This window comes from Pandoraea faecigallinarum (assembly GCF_001029105.3).
Taxonomy (GTDB): Bacteria; Pseudomonadota; Gammaproteobacteria; order Burkholderiales; family Burkholderiaceae; genus Pandoraea; species Pandoraea faecigallinarum.
Map to the genome: position 1 here is coordinate 4,725,740 of NZ_CP011807.3, position 17,450 is coordinate 4,743,189.

Sequence of the window (17,450 nt, forward strand, 5' to 3'; positions counted from 1 at the left end):
TAAAATATTTACAAAACAGACATTGACCGCTTGCCTCCAGATACTAACAGTATTTGTATAAATAAATTTTAAATCTAATATCAAATATAAAACTATGGTGACGGAAACTTAATTAACGCAGAAAAATCCACCTTCCAAATATCCAACTCAAAAAGATCGCCAAACTGGTCAACGTTCACCGCAACCGAAATTTGCACACCATCCATATCCACGTACTCACTTTCCACAAGCTGCCCTCCAAATTTACGATTTCTCGCATTTTTGTTAATCAATCTCAAACTTCCCATTCCACCATCCAACATCTCTTCAACCGAGACATCCCCCATTGAATCAATCAAATAATTTTTTCTATCGACACTGATATCCGCACGAGAAATCAAATCACGTAACAGAGCATACTCCACGTCATATAATTTTCTACAAACTCCCATCATGACCTCGGAAAAGTTATTCTCCCAACGTTTATCTTTCCGTTCGGAAATTTGAACGCGCTATAGTTGAATTCAATGCCATTCACATGAACGGTACCCTTGTACAGACCGTCGGGCAACATTCGACCAATTCTGCCCAAGTCATCAGCGATAGATTGTTGGACAGCCACAGCATCGTAGCCACCATCAATCACGTGACGGAACGCATGATCATTTTGGTTTTTATTCGAGCCAAATTGGAGATATGACAAACCTCCATGTTCTCCCTTGCCTTCCGCACCAAGGCCAGTCGACGCCCCGCCATCCGATGCGTCATTCCCGTCGTTTGACGAGAGACTCCAGTTTCCGGGAGCCCCTGCACTACCACCCGCGACTACGGGCGGTGCGACCGTACACGTACCATTGGGCAAGCACGTGACCACCGGAGGTGACGCAACTACACTCCCACTCGTGGGAGGAGTTCGGTCGTTTTCCTGCACCAGCGGATTCGCGTCTGCCGGAGGCTTCTCACCGGACTGCTGACGCTGTGCGAGCAAGAACTGACGGGTCAACCACTCGCGGGCTTCCGAGCGCCAATTCACCAGCGAAATTAGCGCGTTCGCAAGCTTCGATGCAAGCCCACTTCCCCCGGGGTGCTCTTCTGCGTTGTTTGTCGCTTCGTTTTGGGCCCAGAATGCGCCAGCATTCGGATCCGTACCAGCGGCCCCTGCGCCAAGTGCACCAGCGAGTCCAGCAAGCGTCGTCAATGCCGCGCGTTGCGCCGGATCCAATGGATGATCGCCAGTGCCCAACGCACGGATCAGGTCCGGCATCAACGCTGCGCTGACACTCGCCCCAATCGCCCCTCCCGCACAATCACTTCCCGATGCAGCAGCACCTACACATCCCAGAGCGGCATGGGTCGCAACATAGGCTAACCCTCCCGGCAATCCATCACCGAATCCGCCCGCGCTATTCATCTCGCCAATCTGGAACGCCAATGCCGCGCCGAGATTATTGATACCGCTCGCCTTCAACGCATCAAGGAAGCTCCCTCCCTGAATAGCCGATTGCACCCCCGCCTGAATCACCGACTGGCTCAGAATCGCCAGCCCTTGCGACATCAGCTTGTCAGCCGTGCTGACAACCGCATTGCCAGCCGTCCCCCCGACATAACTCGGATTCACACCGGCCAGGCTGCTCAGACTGTTGCCCGCACCGCCCACCGTGGTAAAGCCAACGCCATCGCCCGCCGTGTACGTAATTCCATTGAGCAAGCCTGCCGTAATCGCACTTGACAGCCCACTTGTCATCACCGAGCCGAAATCGATCGATCCCGTCGTCACCAACTGCGAGAACGCCGAGCTCGTCATGGCAGTCATTGCTGCGCTCAACGCGATGTTGCCAAGACCCGCACCGATGGCCACGCCTTCCGCCGTGGTTCCGGCTGCTGCCATCAGTGCCGCCGTACCAGCCTCAACGCCCGCTAACTGCCCCACCATCGTCGAGAACATCGGCCCCAGCGCCATCGACATCGCCACAGCCCCAACGATCATCCCCACCTGCTGAATCCCAAAACTCCCGCCCTGCTTCACGAAATCCGTGTGCAGGTCGTTTTGCAGCGTCTGCTGGACGAAGTTCTCGCCCAACTGACTCGCGACACCCGCGATGAACGCTTGCGTTGCCGCCTGGTCGATGTCGCCGTTTTGACCGAGAAGTTGGAGTGCGCCGCCGATCTGGTTGAACTGATCGACGTTCAGCGTCAGTCCGCCCGCCGCCGCGCTCATGAAGCCGCCCGGCTGCACCACCGTGCCTGTCGTCTTCAGGTAGCCCGCGTCCTTGATGTAGCTCCAGATCTCGCCCACGTCGACCACGTTGGCGCGGTTCGTCAGCGTGCCGGTGGTCACCGCGAGCGTCCCGCCTGAGGTGATCGCGCCCGTGTTCACGATGCTGCCGCCCGTGGCCGTGCTGCCGAAGTTCAGCGACAGCTCGTTGCTCGCCAGAATCTGACCGCCCGCCGACAGCGCCGAGAAGTTCTCCGGCAAATACACCTGCGGCATCAGGGCCGTGACCGTCGGGCACTTTGCGTTGCCCGTCGCGGCACATCCCGGCTCCGGCACCGTCTGCTCGACGTACCACAGCATCGGTTGTGACAGACCCGCGATCTGCTCAGGCGTGAGTGCCTGACCCAACTGGATGTTGTTCGCCTTCGCGTACGCCACCGCGTTGCCGTACAGCACCAGCTTTTGTTGGTCGTTGACCGTCAACTGCGACGTGCTGTCCGTCGACAACCCATTGATGAAGCTCGCCTTGCCCGTTTGCATCAGGGCTGCTTGTTGCAGTTGGATGGCTTCCTGCTGCGGTGAGAAGTAGAACGTCGTCGTGCTCGGTTGCAGCGACGCGGGCAAGTTGGAGATCAGCACCTGCGGAGAAACCGGATCGAGCGTCGCGCCCAGTCCGCCCACCACATAGCTCGGGCCGTTTTGCTGGCCCACGGCGCCCGTGAGGATCGACGGCCCCGTGCCGCCCAAGCTCGCCGGAATCGTCAGATTCAGACCGCCATTCGCGGGTGCCAGGCTGATCACTTGTGGCGGATTTCCCACTTGCGGCGTATATGTGTTCGCTGTCGTGATGCCGTTGACGAGACTCGTGCCGCGCAGCGACACCGACTGCCCCACCACGTTACCCACGTTGACGATCTGCCCGCCAGACGTCAACGTCAGGTTCGGCGCCTGAATCGTCGCCGCGATGTTGCCCACCGGCGTCGGCGGGTTGATCACGCCACCCACGCTGTTGTACGCGTCGCCATACAACGACGAACACTCCGCCGCGCTGCCGCAACTCCACACGTCGTGACGCTTGTCCGACTCGAACATGCCCGTCTCTTGTACCCAGTGCGAGTGCCAGTAGGCATTGAGCGTCTGCGCGCTGTTGACCACCGGGCCGCTGACGTTGATCGTCGCGTTAAGCCCCGCCGTGATCAGACTGCCGACGTTCGTCAACGACCCCGCGTTGATCGTCAGATTGTTCCCCGCACCGATGATCGACGAATTGCCCGACTGCTGGTCGACGTACGCCTCGCAGTAGCTCTCCTTGTAGCCACCCGCCGTCATGCAACCGGCGTACTTCTCGAGCTTGCCGTAGTTCTCGTGAACCTGCACCGGCGGCGGCAACGTGTTGGTGATGCCGCCTGCAACGTTCAACGTCAGGTTGTTGCCCGCAAGAATATTGCCCGACGTGTTCGTCAGCGAGTCGGCTGCTGTCGTGCCCGTGGCCGACGAGCCGACGCCGCCAATCACGAGATCGTGACCCGCGATCAGATCGCCATACTTGTTGTTGATCGTGCCCGCGGCAATCGTCAGGTTGTTACCCGCGATGATTGCCGCGTTGTTTTGCGCATAGGTGAACGAGGTCGTGTTGGGGTTCGCGCCACGAATTTCGTTGCCCTTGTAGCATGCCGCGATGCTTGTGCCCGGTGCACATCCCGCCTGGTCCGTGAACTGCTGCGTATTGCCGCCCTGATTCGTTAGGCTCGCGGCGGTGATACTGACGTTGTTCTGCGCATAGATCATGCCCTCGTTGACGAGATTTCCCCCGGCAATGCTCAGGTTGTTCGCCGCCGTCATCAGGCCAAGCGACGACGACCAGTTGATGCTCGACGTCGACGTTGGTGCCGCCGAATTCGCGTTGATCGTGAAACGCACGTCCGGCGACGCACCGGTCGGGCCGTCCTGCTGCGCGGGCGTCATGACGAAATCGCCAAGCGAATTGATCTGATTCAGAAACGCCGTGTACTGCCCCTGATCGACCCAGTTGACGACATTGCTCGTCGTGGTCGGAACGATGGCGCCGTTCGCCATCGAACCGACGTTGAGCGTCAGATTCCGTCCTGCGCCGATCTGCCCGCCCCGGTTCGAGAGGTTCGCCGTGGTGATGGAGATGTCACCGCCCGCCACCATGCTGCCCTTCTCGCCCATCTGCAAAGTGGAACTGGTCTGATGGACCGTAGGCAGAGCAACCGCAACGCTGGCCTGCGCGCCAAAGATCGGCGTCGCACTGACCTTCCAGTACGTATAGTCGACGTAGCCATCCCCGCTAGGGCGCGACCCGGTGAGCTTGTTCAGATAGAAAACGCCGCTGCCGATGATCGGATCGGAAACGCCCGTTGTGCAGACGTTGGGCCCAAGCCATACGCAAGTCTGCGACTCCCACGGATTCGCGCCGACAGGCTTGCCCTGTGCGGTCGCCCCCGTTGGGGAAAGCAGATCGCCAAGCGTAGCGCTCGCAGTATGGTTGACGGCGGAAGGCGTTCCCGGGTCTCCCTCGCTGACATTGATACGCGGCCCATCGTAGGCAACCCAGTCGCGGCTGCCGACCAGCCCGCTCCACAGCAAAGACGGATCGGTGATCGTGGTGTCGGTCGTCGTCAGACCCGCCCCCGCCGCCTGATCGTTGATTACCGCCCCGGCATTCACCGTCAGATTGTTCCCCGCGATGATCGTGCCGCCGACGTTGTTCAGCGTGCCCGGCATCGAGAAGGTGATGTTGCCCGCGGCTTGTGTCTTGGCGCCCGTGTTCGTGAAGTTGCCGCCACTCATGGCCAGATTGCGGTTCGCCTCGATCAAACCGCCATTGACGACATCGCCCGTGAGCGCGAGATCGCGGTCGGCATGGAGGGTAGCGCCAGCGCCGTTGATCATCGCTGCGTTCACCGTCACATCGCTGCCACCGATCACATTGCCGAGGTTCGTGAACCAGCCCCGGCTCGACAGCGTCAACGCGCCATTGCTTTGAATCGTCCCGCTGTTGATGAACGACGCCAGGCCCGTGAGCGACGTGCTCGCCCCGCCCAATTGCAACATCCCCGAGTTGTTGATGACGTTCGCCGTGATCGACATCGTGCCGCCGGCTTGCAGCGCGCTGCCCGTCGCATCGAACGTTGCCGCGTTCATCGCTGCCGTCAGATTTCGCGTCGCCGCAAGCTCACCGCCCGCACTCGTCACGGTTCCCGCACCGTTGACGGTCAGCGACAGGTCCGCGCTCGCGGGCGTCGCGCTCGTCACATCGCCCGCGAGGATCATGCCGCCGTTATTGTTCAGTCCATTGACGTTCAGCGAGATGCCGCCAGCGCCGAGCATCGTACCGCCATTGGTCAGCGTGCCGCCCGCCGTGACGGACGTCGTGCTGCCGTTCAGCAGCCCGGCATTGGTCACGTCGCCGCTCGACGTGAGCGTCAATGCCTTCGTCGACGCCAGTTGCCCACCCACCTGATTGACGATGCCGCCCGCGTGGATCGACAACGCACCGCCGCTGAGCACCGATGCCCCCGCCGAGTTCGTAAACGTTCCCCCGCCTGCATCGAACGACGTAGCTCCGTTGATCAACGCGAGACCGTGCGTGCTGATCCACTGCGTTGCCGTGACGTCGAGCGCCCCGCCCACGATCATTGCGCCCGTATCGACGCGCGCGCCGGAGAGCTTCGCGTCATTGGTCACGAAAAGCTGACCACCGCTGGCATCCAGCGAACCGGTCGCCGTGGCGATAAAGGCCTTCGACGCCGTCGTGGTGCCGTTGACGACAACGTTGCCCCCGTTCAGCGTCATGTCGCCCACGACGGTATTCGTGCCGCCCAGCGTAAGCGTCTGCCCCGCGTTCAGGGTGACGGCGCCGTTGCCGGAGACGTCCGCTACGTTCAGATTTCCGCCCAGCGCGGCAAGGGATATCGCGCCCATGCCCGACACGCCCTGCAATGCGCTCAGGTGCGTCGCAGCAGTGGCATCGAGCGCACCGCCGACGAGGACCTTGCCAAGCGTCAAACTACCCGTGGCACTCGCGAGCGAGGCCTTGCCCATCGACGTCAGTGCGCCGAGCGACGTGTCGCCCTGCGTGGCAATCTTCACGTCGCCTGCGGTGTCCACGCTCCCGAGCGTCAGCTTGCCGCCCGACGTGATCGTGACATCCTTGCCGAATGTCAACGCACCATTGTGCGCACCGTCCGCGCCGGTGATGTCGCCGCCCGATTGGAGCGACGCGCTTCCCCTGCCGATCAGGTGGTCCGTGATCGCCATCGTCGTGCCCGCGATCAGCAACGTGTCGCCGTTGACCTGCGCCTTGCCCACGCTCAGTGCACGGCCCGCGTTCGCCGTGAGATTCGTGATGGCGGTGATCGGGCCACGCAACGCGAGATCGCCTTGCGCCGTGGTGAGTGCAATGTCCTGATTCGCCGACAACGCGCCGTCGATGCGCAGGTCGCGCGTGGCGTTGACGGTAACGCCCTCGCCCGCCGTGACCGCGCCGCCGAGCGTGACGTCACGCCCCGCGCGCACGGTCAGGCCGTTGCCCGTTGCGATGTCGCCAGCGACGCGAACGTCACCGGTTCCACCCGCGGTCAATGCCGCCGATTTTCCTGCCTGAATCGCGCCTGCCGACAGGTCGCCCGCCGTCGTCATCGTCAACGTGTCGCCCGCGACGATTGCGCCGCCGACCTGCGTCGCATTGCCGGAGATGGTCGTCAGACCGCCATTGCCGAACGTCAACGACGTCGCGCTCAGGTTGCCGCCGGCACTCAGCACACCGGCCACGGCATCCGCGACTACGCTACGCACATTGCCAAGCGTCATGTCGCCGCCGGAGGTCAGGCGCACGAGTCCGTTCGCCATGGTGTCGCCCTGCATCGTCAGCGACGTACCCGCATTGACGGCGAGATTGCCCTGCGCGCCGACGTTGCCAGTCGAGATGGCACCGCTCGCCGCGGTCAGCGTGATATCGCGTTGCGACGCCGCGTCGCCCTGGAGGCGAATGCCGCCCGACGTCGCAGTGAGCGCGACGCTATCGCCACCCACGGTCTTGCCGGTCACCGCAACGTCGCGCGCGCCGGTCATCGTCACGGTGCCGAGGGCGATGGCATCGCCACTTACCGTAACGTCGCCGCCGCCCGCATTACCGTCAGCCATCACCGCAAGGGCCTGCGTGGCCTGCACGTTATGCAAGCCGACGTCGTTTGCAGCATGCATGTCGACGTTCCGGCCGGCCAATGCGCCTGTGAGCGCCGTATTGCGGCCCGCCGTCAACGCGACATCGCCGCCGAACACCGTGGCGCCATCGCCGTTGATGTCATTGCCGGCGCGTAACGTGCCGATGCCTTGCACGGCCGTCTGGCCGGACAGCGTCAGATCGTTCGCCGCACTCGCTCGCAGATCGCCCTGAATGTTCAGCTTGCCGCCGAGCGACGCGTTGCCCGCACTCGTCGCCAGTAATGTGCCGGCCGTGGTCACATCGCCGCGGATCGCAAGGTCGCCGGTGCGCGTAAGCAGCGAGAGATCCCCCAACGTGAGGGCGGTTCCCGTGACCGAGAGATTGCGCTGCGCAATCAGCTCGCACGCCGCACCACATGTCACGCTGCCGGTCAGCAGGACGTCGCGCGCCGCCGTCGCGGTGAACGCGTTCGGCGACGACACGGCACCGTTGAACACGATGTCCCCCGGGCCACCCAATGTGCCCGCCATGCCGGTGGTCACGACTTTCACGCCCGCGGCCGAATTGAGCACGCCGAGCGTTGCGTTGCCGCCCGCCGTCACGTCGATGCCGTTCGCCTGCACGCCGCCCGTGAGTGTCGTGTCGCCGGAGGAGGCCAACGTCGCCGTGCCGGTGAAGACAGCTTTCCCGCTGCCATCGCCCGCGTCGAGCAACGACCTGTCCGCGCTCAGACTGGCATTGACGCCAACGAGCACCGCGCCGAGCTGCAAATCCCGCCCGGCGCTGACGGTGATGTCTTTCAGTGCGCTTGTCGAGGCCCCAAGAACGATGTCCTGCGCCGCGCCGACGAACAGATTCGACGAACCGCTGATGCCGCCGCTCGCCCGAACGCTGCCGGTCTGGGCCGCCAGACGCGCATCTCCAACCGACTGAACCGAGCCCGCGACGTTGAGGTCGCGCTGCGCGTCGAGTGTGGTGGCACCACCGCCCCCGAGCACCCCGTTCACGAAGATGTCGCGTGCTGCTTGCAACGCCACGGTACCCGGCGCGCCGGACTCGCCGTTGACGGTGATATCGCCGCCGCCCGTCAGACCATGTGCCGTGAGCGCCAACGCCCCGGTCGACTGCGCATTCCCGACCGTGAGGCTGTTCCCTGCGGTAATCGCCACGCCACCGCCCTGCAGAAGGCCGCGCTGGTCGACGTCACGTGCTGCCGTCACATCGAGCCTGCCCGTGAACGAGGCCGCCCCGGTGCCGGTTACATCCCGGCCGGAGACGACGCTTCCCGTTCCCTGTCCGGCGAGCGTGCCGGCGATTACCGTGTCGCGGCCCGAGGTCAGCGCCGTGTTGCCTGCCACGGCGGTTTCGCCGCCCATGACGACATCCGTGCCGGCGGCAACGCCGAGCTGATTGCCCGCGCTCAGCGTGCCCTGTTGCCTGACGCTGCCTTGCGCGGCTGTCAACGCGATATCTTTCGCGGCCTGAATCTTGCCGGTAATGTCGACGTCGCGTGCACCCGTCAGGGTGGCGTTGTCTCCCGTCGCCAAGTCGCCCGCCACGGTGACATCTCGCGCGGCGGTAACGTCGACGCCGCCGACGACCTTCGACGTGCCGTTCATCACCGCATCGCCGCCACCGGCATTCCCGCGCGCCGACACGGAAAGCGTGCCGTTCGACGTGACGCTGGATACCGTCGCGCTGTTGCCCGCCGTCACCGTGACGCCATTACCCTGCAACACGCCGGAGAGATTGACGTCGCGACCGGCGGTGAGCGTGGCGCTGTCGGCAAACGCCGATGCGCCCGCACCGGCGAGATCGCGCCCCGCTTGCAAAACGCCGCCCAGACCGACCAGTGCGCCGTTGAGCACGATGTCCCGAGCGGCGCTCACCGAGGCGTTGCCGATGGCGCTCGTCTGCGGTGCGGCCAACGTCACCGTCCCGCCTGCGGCCAGGGCGAGCTGGCTGTTGGTGCTCAGATTGGCCGTCGTCGTAAGATCGCCGGACGCCGCCGTCATCGCCACGTCGCCGACAGCGCTCACGCCGCCGTCAAGCTGGATGTCGCGCTGAGCGGTCACGACGAGTTTGTCGCTCGCCGCGATCTTTCCCGTCGTGGTGACGAACACGTCGCGCGCGGCATTCAACGTTGCCACACCGAACGACGCGAGCGGCCCCGTCACGCGAATGTCGCCGCTGCCACCGAGACCGTTTGCAGTGACATCCAGCGTGCCGGTGGTCTGGATGCCGCCAAGCGTCACAGCATTACGACTCACGACGACGAGATTCGCCGTCTGCAATGTGCCGCCGAGTGTGGCGTTGCCGCCCGACGTCAGCAAGGCGTTGCCGAGGAAGTGCGCGCCGCCGCCGATGTCGAGGTTGCCGCCTGCATCCAGCGTGCCCGTGCGTTGTCCGGAAACGTTGCCCGACACACGCACGTCGCCACCCGCTTGCACGCCGACATCGCCCGCCGCCGTGGCGCTGCCCGCGATGTCGAGCGACGTGCCTGCGTTCGCCTTCAGGTCTGCGCTGGCTTCGATGGTGCCCGGCACCGACAGCGCGTTGCCCGCGGTGATCGACAGCGCCTGCGCCGTACCGGCCGTTTGAAGCGTTCCGGCAACGGTCACGTCGCGCGAAGCGTTGAGCGTCAATGCATCGCCACCGGCTGCCGTGCCGTTCACGAGAACGTCGCGCGCCGCGGCAAGCGCCGCCGCGCCATAGAACGAGACCTTGCCTTGCAGCGCGATGTCACCCCCGCCCGCGTTGCCCAGCGCAGTCAGCGTCGCCGTTCCGGTGCTCTGCCCATCATTGAGCGACAGGCTGTTTCCGGCGGCGACGTCCAGCGCACCGGCCAGCAACGCGCCGCTCAACGAAACGTCACGGCTCGCGCGCAGCATGGCAGCCGTACCGAAGGCGAGCTTGCCTTGACCGGTGATGTCCGTGCCGGCGCGCAGCGTCGCATCGGTCTGGCCGAGCAGCGTACCGTCGACGTTCAATGCGCCGTTCGCGCTCAGCCGCGCCGTCTGCGTCGAGGCGATATCGCCCTGCACGTCGAGGTCGCCCTTCGAGGTCATGTCCAGTTGCGCACCGGACGCGAGCGTGCCGTCGACGCGGGTATTGCCCCCCGATTGCGTGGCTACGCCGCCGTGCCCCGTCAATCGGCCGCCCTGCGCGACCTGAAAGTCACCGCCCGCCGTGATCGAGACGGCGCCGGTCGCGCCGGTGCTGTCCGTCACGAACACGCCCTGCGCCGACTTCGCGACCAGTGCGCCTGCGACCGTCACTGGCCCGGTGAGGCGAATGTCGCCTTGCGCCACGTCCTGCGTCGCGAGCGACAGATCGCCGCCGACCTGCGCTTCCCGAAGCACGAGCGTTTTGCCCGCGCTCAGCGTGGCGCCGTCATTGGCCTGGATGTTGGCGAGCGCGAGATGGCCGCCCGCGCGCACGTCCATCGCCTTGCCCGACTGAAGCGCGCCTGTCGACGACACGTCGCCGGCCGCTGTCAACCGGTAGCCCGCCTCGCCAAGTCCCGTGCCCGTGAGCGCCACGTTGCCCGAACCCGTCATCTGCACCTGCTGCTGCGCCGCGTGGTTCGCCACCGTCAGATCGCCCCCGGACGAGAGCATCAGGTCGCCCGCCGTCGACGCGAGATCGCCAGCCATGCGCACGCCGAGGCCGGCAGTGGTGCCGATCACCTGAATCTGGCCAGCGGTCATCGCGCCGAAACGTGTGGCGTCGATGGCGAGGGCCTGCGCACTCCCGGTCGCGCTCTGCACGGCCTGCGCGGTATTGGCGGCGCCGTTCGCGCTCGTGGTGTAGCGTGTTCCCGTGCCATCCACGGCGCCGGTCGACACCTGCTGATTCCCCGTGATGACGTTGATGCGTGTGCCGGCGTACAGCGGTGCGTTCACGCCGACCGTCTGCCCGATCAGATCGATGGCGCCGACGGTGCCCTCGATGCCGCTGCCGGGACCGTTCACGCCGGGGTTGCCCTCAAGCTGAATGTGACCGCCGGTGACGTTGTAGCCGAGCGCGGCGGCATTGGCGAAAGTCGTGGGCGTGCCGCCGGGGCCGGTGAGGAACTGTGGCGTGCCGGTGGTAAGCGTCACGCCGATGGTGTTGGTGAATCCGGCACCGCGCACGGCGATGCCGTTCGGGTTCGCGATGACGACCGTGGCGGGCGCACCGAAGACTTCCAGCGGGCCATTGAGCGCGCTGGCGTAGGCGCTGCCGGACGACGTCACCTGATTGACGATGGTGCTTGCGGTGCGGCCCGACAGATTCGGGTTGGCCGCGATGGCGCCGCCGTTGAGCGACGTGCCGTTGAGCAGGCTGTTATTGAGGATCAGCCCCGCCGCGTCGACGTTGAAGCTTTGATACTGGTTGAGGGAGATGCCAGCGGCATTGGGCGCAGTAATGTTGACGACAGGCACGCCGGCCCCGCTCGTGGTGATCTTCGGCGCAAAAACGACGGGGGCCGTCGGGTCGGTGATCGGCGCGGCCGACGCCTCGCGCATGCCCACGTGAAACCGCAGCGTGGCGAGCGCGCGCATTACGGCGAGCGCGGTATCGTCGACGCCGCCGTGATTCGCCGCCAGCTCTCTCGCCGCCGAGCGGCTCAGTTCGAACGTCACCGAGATCGGGCTGACGAGTAGAGTCATGGCAACGCACGCTGCAATTGCACGCTGCCACAGGCGAATCGACGGCGTCTCGCTGGGGAAGCAATTGTCCGCCGCGTCGTCGGTGCGCACCGATCGACGTGTCGTTTCCCCAGCTTCGATGAACTCTCGCGAAGTTGCCTTCATGACGTGCCCTGTTCGTTTATTGGACGTGCGTTGCCCGAAGCCGCCGTGGCGCACACGGCGGCTTCCTGCCTGCGATTTGCAGTGCGTGCGGTGAAACGACTACGGTTACTGCTGAATGCGCGCGTTCTTGACGAGCTCGCCGATGACCTGTGCGGTCGCCTTCTCCATCGCCACTTGTTCGAGTTGCTTGCGCAGCAGCGGCGCGCTGTCCTCGAACTTCGGGATCTGCGTGGCACGCCTGTCGTCCATGCGCAGAATCCAGAACTGATCGCCGACCTTGAGCGGCTCCGCGGATACGCCGCCCTTGGGCAGTTTCACCAGCGCTTCGGCAATCGGCTGCGGCCAGCTCTGCGTATTGCCCGCCGTGATCGGCGTCTTGAAGGAAACCCAGTTCAGTTGGCCGCCCTGCGCGGCGTTGGGGCCCTGACTGTACTGACGTGCCAACGCGGCGAAATCGTTGCCCTTCCTGAGTTCGTCGAGCACGGTCTGTGCGACGGCGGGATCACGCACCGCGATGGCGCTCGCGTGGTATTCGTTCTCGCCGAGTGTCGCGACGACCGCGTCGTACTTGGCTTTGACGTCCGCGTCGCTGACCGGCGCGGCGTTGAGATGCTCGGCCATGTACGCGCGCGTGACGATCATCGTCTTCGCCGCTTCGAGCGCCGCCTGCACTTCGGGGCGCGCTTCATAGTGTTGCTTTTGCGCTGCCTGTCTGAGCAGCTCGTTGGCGATCAACTGCCCCTTGAACAACTCGCGCAATTGCGGACTGTCGGGCTGGCCGCTCGCCTTGACCATCGTATCCACCGACACTTTCGGGATCGTCACGCCGTTGACGCTGGCAACCGCGTCGGCGGGCAGCGGCCTGGGTGCCGTCGCCCTGCCGTCGGTCCTTGCATCGGTCCTTACATCGGCCTTGCTGTCTGTCTTGGCCCCCTGCTTTGCCGCCATCGCGGGCGGCGCCACGCTCAACGCGGCGAACACACTCGCAGCAACCCACATACGGCTGAACTTCGCTTTCATCGATCCTTCTCCCGCAACGTTGGCGGGCCTTGCGAACCGGATGGCCGCAAGCCCCGTATCTTCTGAACTCATCCCGCCCAGTTGAATGTGACGAGCACGACACTGCCTTTCGGTCCCAGCGACGATGGCTGCACCAACGCGCGGCCCGCCATCAGTTCGCCGGAGAACGTCTGCCCCCGGAACTGCCACTGCGCACGCGCGCCGACGCCCGCGCCCACGAGAGCCGGCCAGCCCGCCTCGGCGACCAGATGCGCCTTGCCGCCGTCGAGGAACAGATACGGCTCCCAGCGCAAGCCTTGCCAGAGCGGCGCGTTGGTCCACACGGCTTCATTGCGCACGTAAAAGCCGCTGTCGCCCGCGATACCGCCTTGCAGGAAGCCGCGAACGGAATCGGTTCCGCCGAGGAATATCTGCGCATTGCCGAAGAGCGCCACGCCGCTGTACTGGCCGGTGAGCGTGGTGCGCCAGGTCCAGTACGTCGGGCCAAGTCGGGCGAGCGGCATTTGCACCGTTGCGCTGGCGTCGAGCTTGGTGAACTGGGCGTGGGCGTCTTGCTTCTGAATGCCATCGAAGTCGCGCGTGGCGTCGAGCCACGGCAGGCCCTGCGAGATGCCGAGCGACGCGGTGAGTGCGCCCGGTTGACCGTTACGCGCGAAGCGCCACAGGCCCGAGACGCCAACGCGCAGGATCGTGAGGTCCTGGGGGGAGAGCGGGATGTCGTTGACGTCGCGCTCGGTGGAAAGTTTGGTGAGCGTTGCGTCGAGACTCACGCGTCCCGACGACGAGCGCGTGAGCACGGTGTTCCAGCCGAAAATCTGGCTGAGTGTGCGACCGTACAGCAGCGCCGTGCCCCCGATGATTTGCTGGTATTCGGAAAGTGCGGCGGTATAGCTGAACGTCTGCCAGCCGTAGGGAACGGCGGCCGATACCACAAGCGCATTGCTGTCGCGCGTTCCCGTATAGGCGAGGCTTAGCGACTCCTGCAAGCCGATGACGTTGCCGGCCTCGATGGACGCCCGCGTGCGCCATCGTCCGGTCGTGGTACTGCCGTAATTGTCGATGCCGACGTTGTAATTCAGACGGCTGCCGAACGGGTTCCGGATCGCGACGACGGACTCCCCCGCAGCTTGGCCCGGCAGTATCTGGATCTGTGCCTGATTGCGCCGCAAGCGGTTGATCTGGTCGACGCCCTGTTCGAGCGCGGGCAAATCCAGCACGTCGCCCACCGAGGCCGGGAACGCCCACACGGTGCCCGCATCCGTGAGCAACCCGCCCCCGTCACCCGGTTTTCCTTCGCCCGAGGGGCGCAGCGCGCCGCCATTCAACGTGAAGCCGCCGATGCGCCCCGCGACGACGGTGATCGCCAACGTGCCGGAGGAGAGGTTTTGCGGCGTGGCCAGATAGGCACGCGTGGTGATGAGGCCGTGCGCGACGAACGCTTCCGTGAGCCGGCGCAACAACAGGTCGATGCGACGTCTGCCGAGTTGCCTGTGCAGAAATGGCTCGACGATGCGATCGAGGTGCGACTGGCGAAGCACCGTGTCGCCCTTGAAGACAATATGGTCGATGCGAAAGGTCGGCTCCGGATCGGGGAGCGATTCGACGTCCGCGTCCGCCGGGAGATCCGGCACCTGCGATACGGCCGACGGCGCCACCTCGATTTGCGCGGGCTGCTGGTCGAGTTCACGCTGCAACGCGCGGTTGCGCTGCTCGTCCAGCAGACGCTGCGCCGGATCCTGCTGCGGCGTGATGCCGGACGGCAGCACCGGCACCGGCGGAAGTCCCGGCGGCGTTTGCGCAAGCGCGCCGTGCGTCGTCCACAGGGCCGCGAGGGAGGTGAGGGCGAGGCACACCCGCATCCAGTTGTGCGCCGTCATAGGCCGAACCACGTCGTCAGACCGAGATGCGTGCCGATGCGCGCCGGCTCGCGGTAAGGCACGTAAGCCGTCTCGATGCCCTGTGCCGCGCGTACCCCCTCCGCCCCACTGATGACACCGCCCTTGACGACGCCACGCCCCGTCAGCACGACCTCGCCCGACGCAGCGGAGAACAGGCCCCCGTCGTTCTGTGCGTAGATGGCCGCCCAGTGGTTGCCGAACCACGCCTTGAGGCCGCGCGTGCCGTTGTAGGCGGTGTAACCGACCAGCCCCTGGGCGGTGACGAGCGGCGCGTCTACGGTCAGGTTACCGCCCCACGCAATCACGTTGCCGCCGACGTTGCTGGCGCTTTGACCGGCCCGCAGCGTGATGCTGCCCGCCGCCTGCATCTGGCCCCCGAACGAGGCCGTCGTGCTCGACGCTTCCGCCTTGCAGAAGATGAAGCATGAGCGCCGATACGACGCCTGCCCGGCCATGACGGCCTGATTGAGGAAGTCGTTCGTCGCGGTGACGCGAATGTCGCCGCCATTGGTCAGCACGGTGCCGCCGTTGTTGATCACGTTTCGCCCGGAGAGCGTGACGTTGCCCGCATCGGCAATGATGTAGGAGAGTTGGCCCGGCGCCGGAATCGTGCCGTAGTCCACCGAGAATCCCTCGTCCCGCGTCGAGAAAAGGAGCCAGCGCCGACCGCTGTTGGCGTAAGCACTCGCCACGCCGCCATTCGCCCCTTCGGCATGCGAAATGACGTTGCTGAGATCGCCCTGCGCCTGCATCGACACCGACTGATTCGATTCGACGCGTGCATTCAAATTGACGATGTCGCGTGCCGCGCGCATGACGACGTCGTCGTTCACGCCGAAGATCACGCCGAAGGCACCGTTCGGATTGGCGGGATCGGAGGTGTTGGTGATGGTGCCGGTGGCGTTCAACGTAATCGCGCCCATCGACGCGGCCAGCGCCGGATCGCGCGTGACGCCCTGAATCAGGCTGCTGACGTTGGTAATGTCGCCTTGACTGTCGATCACGATGCCGCTGCGCGACGACACCAGTGTCGACTGCGTTGCGCCCGAGTTGGCAATCAGCACACCGCGGCTCGAAAAGCCGATCGAACCGCCAGTGAGGATCGCAGCGCCGCGCATCGTTGTCTGCCCTGCCGACTGCCACGACAGGTTGTTCGCGACGTTGATCCTGCTCGACGGCGCCAGCAGCACGTCGCCAGCGGACGTCAGAGAGAAGTCGCCGGCGGTGGCCATCATGGCACCCGCGTGGCGAACGCCCGCGCCGAGGTCGGTCGTCAGTAACTGAATACGCCCGGAGGTGACGCTGCCGGCGGGCTCGATGTCGAGCGCGATGGCATTGGGATCCGACTGCTGGCGGTTCGCAAGGCTGACCCAGTCGTTGTTGTTGTCGTCCGGAGAGAAGCTGGTATTGAGCGTGACCTTGCTGCTTCCCGCGATCACGCGAACGTATGCCGTTGGGGAGGAGAAGTCGTTGGTGATCGGCGCGCTGACCTTGACCGTTCTGGCGATGAGCTCGAGACCGATGAGCGTGCCCGCGAGGCCGCCACCCGTAACTTCGATGGAGCCCTGGCCGGTATTGAGTACGACGTTGCGCTGGTACAGGCCGGGCGCGACGAGAACGTCACTGAACGACACCTGGCCGGTGCTGAGCGCGACGTGGCCCGTGTTGACGAACGATCCGCCGTTGACGGTAATGCCGTTGGGATTGGCAAGCACGACATTCGCGCGCGGGCCGGCCACGGCAATCTGCCCCTGAATCAGGCTGGGGGCGGTGCCCGTCACTTCGTTGACGATGGTCCGTGCATTTACCCCTGCGTTGTTGAGGGTTGCGCCAGCGCGCTCGACGTTGAAGCTGGTGTAAGTGTTATGCGAGACACCGTAGACGGGGGCTGCGATCGCGACGTTCTGACGTCCGTCGGCGCCAACGGTGACGGTCGTAGCCGTGCCTCCGTCGGGCACGATACCCGCGGCGTGGCAATGCGCGGCCGTGGCGATCGCCGTCGCCAGGCCGTACCTGAACACATGTCGAAACGTCTGAAACCGATGAATCCCCGAACTGCGTGTGGTGTGCCCGTCAATCCCGCCGGCCAACGGCGAGACTTCGCGCGTCGATTGCCAAGGCATCTGATCTTTCGTTTGTCGTTGTCATACTGCTCGTCACATCCGAAGGCCACATCGGACGAGGCGTGTCGCCGCGTCGTCAGCGTTCCCCGAACGGCACTCGCGCACCGGCTATCGTGTCGTGCCAGCTTTGCGCGAATGCCGCCCCCTTCGAATTCCCAGCCGGCGAGAACCGGCCCAGACAGAGCATTACGGAAAGAAGTGAGCGTTTCTTTAAAGAAAAGATGA

At 64.7% G+C, this 17,450-nt stretch carries 5 protein-coding genes; all 5 read right to left on the bottom strand.

Annotated features, from left to right (window positions below):
- Window positions 1-92: 92 nt before the first annotated feature.
- The 5 genes from AB870_RS20745 to AB870_RS20765 all read right to left on the bottom strand — a co-directional run bounded on the left by AB870_RS20745 (window position 93) and on the right by AB870_RS20765 (window position 17,225).
- Window positions 93-431 (bottom strand): DUF6984 family protein, encoded by a 339-nt coding sequence (locus AB870_RS20745; RefSeq protein WP_047908506.1) that lies wholly within the window; start codon window positions 429-431, stop codon window positions 93-95.
- Window positions 431-12,184: a two-partner secretion domain-containing protein gene (locus tag AB870_RS20750; RefSeq protein WP_053059469.1), complete on the bottom strand. Its 11,754-nt coding sequence runs from the start codon at window positions 12,182-12,184 to the stop codon at window positions 431-433. Before AB870_RS20750 ends, AB870_RS20745 begins: the two co-directional genes overlap by 1 nt.
- Before the next feature lie 105 nt (window positions 12,185-12,289).
- A complete protein-coding gene (locus AB870_RS20755; protein WP_047906129.1) occupies window positions 12,290-13,204 on the bottom strand; it encodes a peptidyl-prolyl cis-trans isomerase in 915 nt (304 codons plus the stop codon).
- Between the two features lie 68 nt (window positions 13,205-13,272).
- The gene (locus tag AB870_RS20760) at window positions 13,273-15,081 is read right to left on the bottom strand and encodes a ShlB/FhaC/HecB family hemolysin secretion/activation protein (protein WP_237169997.1); all 1,809 of its coding nucleotides are present in this window, start codon (window positions 15,079-15,081) and stop codon (window positions 13,273-13,275) included.
- Window positions 15,078-17,225, bottom strand: a complete 2,148-nt coding sequence (locus AB870_RS20765; RefSeq protein WP_084663959.1) for a filamentous hemagglutinin N-terminal domain-containing protein — start codon at window positions 17,223-17,225, stop codon at window positions 15,078-15,080. Before AB870_RS20765 ends, AB870_RS20760 begins: the two co-directional genes overlap by 4 nt.
- Window positions 17,226-17,450: the final 225 nt, after the last annotated feature.

Excerpts from the sequence above, each read along its gene's own strand:
- AB870_RS20750 (WP_053059469.1), bottom strand. The coding sequence starts at position 12,184 with ATGAAGGCAACTTCGCGAGAGTTCATCGAAGCTGGGGAAACGACACGT.
- AB870_RS20755 (WP_047906129.1), bottom strand. The coding sequence starts at position 13,204 with ATGAAAGCGAAGTTCAGCCGTATGTGGGTTGCTGCGAGTGTGTTCGCC.
- AB870_RS20760 (WP_237169997.1), bottom strand. The coding sequence starts at position 15,081 with ATGACGGCGCACAACTGGATGCGGGTGTGCCTCGCCCTCACCTCCCTC.
- AB870_RS20745 (WP_047908506.1), bottom strand. The coding sequence starts at position 431 with ATGGGAGTTTGTAGAAAATTATATGACGTGGAGTATGCTCTGTTACGT.
- AB870_RS20765 (WP_084663959.1), bottom strand. The coding sequence starts at position 17,225 with ATGCCTTGGCAATCGACGCGCGAAGTCTCGCCGTTGGCCGGCGGGATT.